We start from the raw sequence: 8,303 nt of genomic DNA, 5'->3' as shown, positions 1-8,303 counted from the left end.
AAAGAGATTATCGGTCACTACATTCTGCAAAATTAGCTTATGAATATCAAACTCGTAGAATTTATTGACGCATCAAGGACAACCATACATCCTGAATTATTCCTCTGACTTGCCACGAACCCCCTGAACAATCCGCGAAAGTTCACTCTTTTCATCCACAGCAATACGAGTAGGAGAACCACTAATAATTCGTTCATAATTGCGGAACGAATCTTTGATATCTGGCCCCTCCTCACTGATGGTATATTCCCGAATCGCCGTATCGTGCCAGGAACCCCGCATTTTAAAGACATTAATAGCACGAGACATTTCCCCTCTAATTTCCACGTATTGCAACATCAAAATTGTGTCCGTAATCGTGGAAATATGGGAATCTGTAATTGAATGGGAACCCATAAACTGGTCAGTTGTATTCGTGAAAAAGCCAGTAATTTCTTCTTGCTTGGCGTAGCCAGTTACACCAATTACAAATTGCCGAAAAGCGTTATTACTGACTCCCCGTGCCAACGCTGAAAGCGAATCAATCGCAATTCGAGAGGGTTTGAACTCGGCAATCTCCGATTTAATGATTTGCAAATGGTCTTCTAACCCTGCTGATTCGGGATAAGTACAGAGGATTTTAAGTAATCCCTTCTGTTCCAAATCTTCAAAATCAATACCCCAAGAATAAGCATTCCGAGATAGCTGAGCTCGCGATTCTTCGTAAGCGAAAAGAATGGCGCGATCGCCTCTTAAGCAAGCGTCTTCAATAAACTTGCTGACTAACAAGGTTTTGCCCGTACCCGTAGCACCCGTTGCCAGAATAATTGAGTCTTTGAAGAAACCACCACCGCACATTTCATCCAGAGTTTTAACCCCTGAAGAGACACGGGCATTAGAAGAACGCTGAGTCAATCGCATAGCTCCTAAGGGGAAGATATTGATTCCCTGATTCGTAATTGTAAAAGGATATTCTCCTTTCATATGTGTTGTGCCGCGCAACTTAAGAATTTCGATGGTGCGACGGCGACGCTCCCCTTCCAAAACGTTACGCACAATCACCACATTATCTGAGACAAACTCCTCCACCCCAAAGCGCGCCACCGGCCCATACTCTTCAATGCGCTCTGTAGTCATTACCGTTGTCACGCCAATTTGTTTCAGGCGTGCTACTAAACGAAAAATCTCCCGCCGTACTACCGAAGCGGCATCGTACTGCTGAAAGATGGCGGTAATCGAGTCTATGGAAACTCGCTTGGCTTTGTATTTGCGAATGCCATACTGAATCCGCTCAATTAAAGCTGAAAGATCGAAGTTTCCTACAACTTCCTGTCCCTCTGGATCGGGTGAGGCGTCTAAAATGAACAGCTTGCCATCATTGACTAATTTTTGTAAGTCCCAACCAAAACTATAAGCATTTTTAATGATATCGGTAGGAGATTCTTCAAAGGTAACAAAAACACCAGGATCGTCAAAATAGGTAATACCGTTGTAGAGGAACTGAACAGCTAATAACGTTTTCCCCGTGCCTGATGTCCCACTAACCAATGTAGTTCGACCCACGGGTAAGCCTCCATGACTGATATCATCGAAGCCTTCGATCAAAGTCCGTATTTTCTGGACTCCCATCAATGCAGATTCGTCCGGCTTGGGTTCAGTGGTGTTAAATTGACTCATATTTACGGTCTAAAACAAAGATATTACTCAAAAAAAGAAATCTATCAATCTTACCTTAACGAGACGGTAAAGCTGCAATTCTTAGGGATTTTCTAATAATCTGCTTCTCCTTCCTGTAGCTCCTCATAGAGCAGATCTAATCCAATCAAGACTTTTTCCCGATCTGAAAGATCGCCAATGATTTTACGGACAGGCGGCGGCAAGACTTTCGACAAAGTGGGGGTTGCCAAAATTTTATCTTCCTCAGCTAGCTGGGGGCTTTTTAAGACATCGATTACCTTGAGAGCATAAACTCCTTGAAATTCCTGTTCTAGAATCGTTTTTAGTGTTTTCAAAGCCCTGACGGAGTTGGGTGTGTTTCCCGCGACATAGAGCTTGAGAACATATGTTTTTTTTAAGGGGCCCATAGGTTAGTAATTAACAATTAGTAATTAGCAATGAGCAATCAGCAAGGAGATGAATTACAATACAAGAGCGACCAAGCACAAGCTCAAACACAAAAAGTCTGGGTAAGAGCCTCACTAAAGCTTATCGCTAAACTCCGCTCTTACGACTCTCTGGGGATAGACCGACGATACATTTCACCTAGGTGAGCAATTACATCGATCAGAGTCAGGCGATAGTCTAGTAAAATCTCCTCACTTCTCCCTTCTAGCTTCAACTGCTTAGAAAACTCCTCCATCAGTTCCATATGAATTTCAACAATCCTCGATACTGAAATATCGGCGAAAAACACTTTATCAACAAAGTTATCTATTCTTTGATTGAGGGTATTGTCTTGAGAAAAGTACTTCAGAACAATCTGACGATACTCTGATTTTAAATTTTCTAACAGCTGTTGCCTCTCGCTTGGAGGCAGATTACGTAAAAAAAATAGAGGGTTTCGTTTGTAATACACACCTAGATACCCGAGTCGCTCCTTGAGTTTTTCAGATAATCGACGTTGCTGCTGGAGCAGGAAACTCCAATTGGATAGCTCGGTGACGATCTCAGCCGTGGTAGATATATGGGGTAAGCTAGAGGCAGGAGATAGGGAGACAAACTGGGCGATCGCCTTGTCAATAAAGCTACTGAGCTCAGGTAGTTGGCTAAGAGCGAGGCGAACTTCAGCGGAGTGGAACAGATGATGGGTCTGCGCTGAAGAAGAATTATTCGTCGGGGTAGGAGTAGGCGAGTTGTTAGTGGTACCGTGGCAAGAGATGTCCTGTGATACCTTGAGCAAAATTACCACAGGAAGCAGCGTGCCTTGCTTAGACAATTGCTGTAGGACGCGCTGCAATGAGTCGTTATCCTCTAAAACTAAGCAATCGATCTGGTGCTTATACTGCTCAATCATGTCGAAAAAATCAGATTCTGAGGTGGCAGCTTGCAAAATATAGCGATTGTCGGTCAGAATCTGACTCAACGACCGAGCCAGGGACTCAGATTTTACCAAGGTACAGACAGTTAATTGGGGAGACAAAACAATATAGTTTTAAAAAACGAATGATTGATTGACAGTGTGACATCACTCTTCTGGGGTACATTTTAACAATTCCTTTAGGAAATTACTTAACAATAATTTAAGCCATCTGTAATTTGTAAGTAATTGTAATTGCTAGGCCATCCATGTCCCCGATCGGGAGCAATAATTGAGCAGTACCGATTCCCTGTGCTTTAGCTTCAGAACTTCTCTGGTTAGCTATTTAGAGTTAGCCTCATTTTCAGTTCCGATGAGGAGGTACTGCTGCTTTAGCCATCATCCTCATCTTTCAGCAAGATTGGTCATAATCTATGCCAACTCCCAGCCTCCAAGAATTTGCTCAAGCCACTCCTGTTTGTAAACAAACCTCTACTCTTGCTGACGTGCTGGAGATTTTCCGCTCTTCAGGATGTGAGGCAATTGTCGTGGTCAGCCCACAACATTGTCCCTTGGGAGTAGTACACCTGCCGAAATTGATGCCCCACTTGATCTGGATGCAGCAGCCAGGGGAGTCTTCCCTAGCGATGAAAGGTAAGGATTTCAACAAGCCGTTATCTCAGCTAGAGCCGCCGATTATTGAACCCTTGGCAATCCTACCAGCTCAGATGAGTTTAAGCCAATTCTGGCCTTACCTTCAAGAGTCAGGAGATAGCCTGATGCAGGACTGGCGAGGTTCGGGAGAGGGGAAGCAGAGCTTTAGCGATCGCGAAAGGGTTGCGGTTGTGGATAGCGAAGCGATCGCGTCACCCTCAGGTCTAGGGAGTGGCGATCGCACACCAGCCGCAGAGGAGTTAGGGGGACGCCGTCTCAATGGGAGACGGGCAGACGTTTATCCCTGGACTGGACGAAGCAAGCCCTCTGGGGAACGCCCCACTGTGCCAGCGTCCCACTACGCTCTCACCCCCTCCCCCCTGGAGCGGGCTACACAGGACAGGCCAACTCCGCCAACGCCCCGCTACACTAACTTCCCCGGAAGTTATCACCTCCAAACTGGGCTACCACCTCACTCAAGCTCTGCCGCTACACCAACCTCCCATTTGCAGGCGATCGCATCCCGCAGCGCGAACACTAACGCTATCCCTCAATCTCCAGTCACCTCCTCGTATGAACTCCGGTCATCCCCTCGCCACTGGGCATTGGTAGACGAGGAAGGTAAGTTCTTGGGACTGCTCAATAGCTGGCTGCTCTTAGAATCCTTGGCCCCCAAGTTCACCAAGAAGGAGTCATCCGATTTGGATGAACAACCCCAGCCAACTCACCTCAAGTCCTTGGTGCAACTAATAGAACACCTACCCTTACCCCTGAGCATACAGACCACTACAGGGCAAGTACTGGCTCAAAATCTCACTTGGCGTCAGCAGATTGGAATATCGCCAAACTTGGACTGGGTCAGACGTACTACCGCTGCCATGTTAGATTGTCCATCCAGTGAGTCGTGCTCTAGGCAGGAGAGCTTCACTAGGCCCGATGCTTCCACAACCCTCCACAGTGAAGTCGGTAAGGCACCTTGCGAATCCCTATTGTCTGTGCCCCGTATGGCAAAAGAGCGGTGTAAAACTTCGGATCAAGCGGCTATTCAGCACTTCTGCGCTATTGATACCCCCCGCTTAGCGACCACTGTTTCTACCCAGCAGGTGATTTTATCAGCACCATCGATTAGCAACAATCAAGAGCCCCCAGCGGTTCGGCAGGCATCGAACCCAGCACTCGAAACCCTAAACACAAGTCAGGAGCGCATCTTCTCGTTTGTCAAAATTCCGCTGTCGTCTGCGGTGTTCCACGGAGAAAACGCACAAGCGTGGGAGAACGAATCCGACCTGGCTGCATCCTGCTATGATCCGAGCATCTGCGACCTGTGCGTTGTGCTGGCTCAAGATACCACAGAGCAGCAGCAGGTGACCAGAGAACTAGCTGCCAAAAATGCAGATTTAATCCAACTGAACCGACTCAAAGATGAGTTTCTCGCTTGTATTAGCCATGAGCTGAAAACACCGCTCACGGCTGTTTTGGGTTTATCAACCCTGTTGAAAGACCGGGCATTGGGAGACCTTAATGAACGTCAAGCCCGCTATGCTCGGCTAATTTATCAAAGTGGGCGTCAGCTGATGACGCTGGTCAACGATATTCTGGATTTGACTCGGATGGAGACCGGTCAGCTGGAATTGACCTGTGAGCCAGTGCAGATTCAGAGTGTATGCGATCGCGCCTATTCCCAAGCGGGCCAACTCCAGCAGGAGAAAGACCACGAGGAAGATTCCGCACCAGAAAGGACATTCACCCTAGAGATTGAACCGGGTTTAGATATGCTCGTTGCCGACGATCTACGCCTGCGCCAAATGCTAATGCATCTACTTTCCAATGCCCTCAAATTTACGGATGTTGAGGGTCAAATTGGTTTGAAGGTCAATCTTTGGGAAGGCTGGATAGCTTTCACCGTCTGGGACACGGGGATTGGCATCCCACCCGAAAAGCAGCACTTGATCTTTCAGAAATTCCAACAGCTAGAACAACCCCTCACTCGTCGCTTCGAGGGAACAGGTCTGGGATTGGTCTTAACACAACGTCTTGCTCGCTTGCATGGTGGAGATATCTCGTTTATTTCTAAACCGGATGAAGGAAGTCAGTTTACCCTACTCCTACCCCCCTGTCCCCCTCAAGTCAGGAGAACCGATGCAGAGATTCCTCAGTGTTCTATCCCCAATCCCCCATCTCCAACCCGCAACCGATTGGTGTTAATCGTCGAAACCGTTCCCTGCTACCTGGAGAGTTTGACAGAACAGCTCAATAGTCTGGGCTATCGGATAGTCATTGCTCGTTCGGGTATGGAAGCGATCGAAAAAGCCCGTGGCTTGCAACCCCGTGCCATCCTACTCAATCCCCTTTTACCCCAACTTTCCGGCTGGGATGTCCTGACTCTCCTTAAGTCAGATGCCCAAACCCGCCATATCCCGGTTTTTGTAACCGCCACACAGGCGGAAAAACAGCAAGCTTACGAAAACAAAGCAGATGGCTTCTTAAGCCTACCGGTACAAAAGCAAGCCTTACTCCAGAGCCTTAATGGCTTAGAAGAGCCAGAGCCTCCTAGCAGCAGCAAGGGTTTGACGATTCTGCACCTGAGTCCTGTAGAGATATGCCCTCAAACCTCTGTCCATGCACAGACAGACCCTGACTCGTCTATCTTGAGTTCTGGACTAACAGACATCCTGAATCTTCAGCATTCAGAACTCAATTACCGAATTCTCGAAGCCGATGATTTAGACCAGGCAGAATTATTGGCTCGTGTTTGGCAGCCGGATGTGGTCTTGCTCGATGCGGCCCAGATTGCAGACCCGCTAGCTTACTTAAAAGAACTCTCCTTACATCCTGAGCTGATCTCCACACCATTAGTAACATTAGATCACCAGACAACAGAGGCCGCCAATCAAATACCAGGTCTTTCTGTGTATCCCTGTTTAGCACCCGACAACGCTTCAAAAATGACGGCCTTGGTGCAAGTCATTCAAGTGGCGACTGGGATGAGTCGTATGCCTAGCATTGTCGTGATGGACATCAAGGATTGGGGGCTGACGGAAGCCGAGGAAAATCCTCAGTCTAAAATCTCATCCCCCCAAGACGCCAGAAGCAAAAACCTTTCCTTCGCTTCCTCCCAAAGTCAGGGAAGCGATAGGGACGCGCTGCTGCAAAACGCAGATGGCACACAAACGGGACATGATGCCGTTGATGGGACTCTACCCCTTGGACTTTTACCCCATCACAGGAGTGACCAGCCAACACCAGTGAGGCATAACCGAGGGATGCGAGGTGCAGGCAGTCAGGGCAAGCAATCCAAAAATACCACATCCCTAAGTCCTCAATCTTCTTGGCTTCAAGCCCTGATGCAATACCTCCAAACAGCTGGGTTTAGAAGTGTACTTTCCTGTTCTTGGACAGAAATATACCATCAACTCCAAGAGCAAAGTGTTGACTTGCTGCTAATACGTATCAAAAATATCAGTGACTCATCGGCGTTAGTAAACGGCCTGATTTCTCTGACTCAGCTACAAAAACTACCGCCAATTTTAGTGCTGGATCATCGATTCAATGCCGATAGCCCAGCGGTAGGGATGAGGTTTCCGTCATCGATGGATGAAGTTGTGACGGGTGGGGTTGACTCAAAGCCTAATCTCGACTCTCTGCTAGCTGCCGTCGCCACCCAAGTTCTGCGTGGACATTCCCTGTCAATGACCCAGTTATTGGATCAGATCAATCAGGCTTTAGGGATGTGAGCTAACGGTAGTTGATCAAGATTGACTTAGGCCGCGTTATCTTCTCGTGGGGGTCTGGGGGAGCTATTGCGTACCCCACGCCATAATTTTAAATTACGCGCGAGGATACATGGACTCCCCCAGGTTAATTTAAGGTGTATGCGCTAGCGTCACGCCTCGCTTCGCTAACGCTAACGATGCCCCTTAAATTAACATTTAAAGGTTGCCTTCTAGTCATTAAACCCAGTACAATACTGGAATGTTGACAATCACCCATCGCTATTGCATCTATCCCGATATCGCTCAAGAACAACAACTCATTGAGTGGATGGACATCTGTCGTAATGCCTATAACTATGCATTGCGAGAGATAAAGGATTGGTGCGATAGTCGCAAGTGTTTGGTAGATAGATGCTCCCTTGAAAAAGAATACATCCTCTCTCCTGAACTGAAATTTCCGGGCGAAATTCAACAGCTTAACAACTTGCCCAAAGCCAAGAAGGAATTCCCCAGATTGAGTGAAGTCCCTTCTCAGGTTCTCCAACAAGCGATTAAGCAGTTGCATGTCGGCTGGAAATACTTTCAAGAGAGAGGATTCGGTTTTCCCAGGTTTAAGAAGTACGGGCAATTTAAGTCGTTGCTGTTTCCTCAATTTAAGGAAAACCCAGTAACGAACCTTCATATTAAGCTGCCCAAGATTGGAGCAATCCCCATTAACTTGCACAGACCCATCCCAGCAGGATTTGCGGTCAAGCAGGTGCGAATCTTGAGGAAAGCTGACAAGTGGTATGCATCTATCTGTGCGATTCGTTGGCTAGAAATCAGCCAGAACCTAACATTTTAGGTCTAGGTTTGAAGGATTAGCCGCAAGGATGAAAGTTCAAAAGACTGAACCTTGACAACTTAACAGCCATGTAGGTGAAAGACAAGTATCCTAGAAC

Annotated in this window: 4 protein-coding genes and 1 pseudogene; 2 read left to right on the top strand and 3 right to left on the bottom strand. The window is 47.3% G+C overall.

Annotation, left to right across the window (positions count from 1 at the left end):
* Positions 1 to 96: 96 nt before the first annotated feature.
* From kaiC to V6C93_RS35095, 3 genes are all read right to left on the bottom strand, one after another.
* Complete coding sequence (kaiC, locus tag V6C93_RS35105; RefSeq protein ID WP_333481330.1) at positions 97 to 1,656, bottom strand: circadian clock protein KaiC; 1,560 nt, start codon at positions 1,654 to 1,656, stop codon at positions 97 to 99.
* 92 nt (positions 1,657 to 1,748) lie between these two features.
* Complete coding sequence (gene kaiB, locus V6C93_RS35100) at positions 1,749 to 2,063, bottom strand: circadian clock protein KaiB (RefSeq protein WP_333481329.1); 315 nt, start codon at positions 2,061 to 2,063, stop codon at positions 1,749 to 1,751.
* Between the two features lie 140 nt (positions 2,064 to 2,203).
* Positions 2,204 to 3,118, bottom strand: a complete 915-nt coding sequence (locus V6C93_RS35095; RefSeq protein WP_333481328.1) for a circadian clock protein KaiA — start codon at positions 3,116 to 3,118, stop codon at positions 2,204 to 2,206.
* A gap of 311 nt (positions 3,119 to 3,429) precedes the next feature.
* On the opposite strand from V6C93_RS35095, the gene V6C93_RS35090 reads away from it, so the two are divergent.
* A complete protein-coding gene (locus V6C93_RS35090; protein ID WP_333481327.1) occupies positions 3,430 to 7,383 on the top strand; it encodes an ATP-binding protein in 3,954 nt (1,317 codons plus the stop codon).
* Positions 7,384 to 7,621: 238 nt separating this feature from the next.
* A pseudogene (locus tag V6C93_RS35085) lies at positions 7,622 to 8,161 on the top strand (RNA-guided endonuclease InsQ/TnpB family protein); the annotation flags it as partial.
* Between the last annotated feature and the right edge of the window lie 142 nt (positions 8,162 to 8,303).

The organism is Allocoleopsis sp. (assembly GCF_036703385.1).
Taxonomy (GTDB): Bacteria; Cyanobacteriota; Cyanobacteriia; order Cyanobacteriales; family Coleofasciculaceae; genus Allocoleopsis.
Note: the sequence above shows the minus strand (reverse complement) of the source record. Positions and strands in the feature narration are given on the sequence as shown.

Excerpts from the sequence above, each read along its gene's own strand:
- kaiC (WP_333481330.1), bottom strand. The coding sequence starts at position 1,656 with ATGAGTCAATTTAACACCACTGAACCCAAGCCGGACGAATCTGCATTG.
- kaiB (WP_333481329.1), bottom strand. The coding sequence starts at position 2,063 with ATGGGCCCCTTAAAAAAAACATATGTTCTCAAGCTCTATGTCGCGGGA.
- V6C93_RS35090 (WP_333481327.1), top strand. The coding sequence starts at position 3,430 with ATGCCAACTCCCAGCCTCCAAGAATTTGCTCAAGCCACTCCTGTTTGT.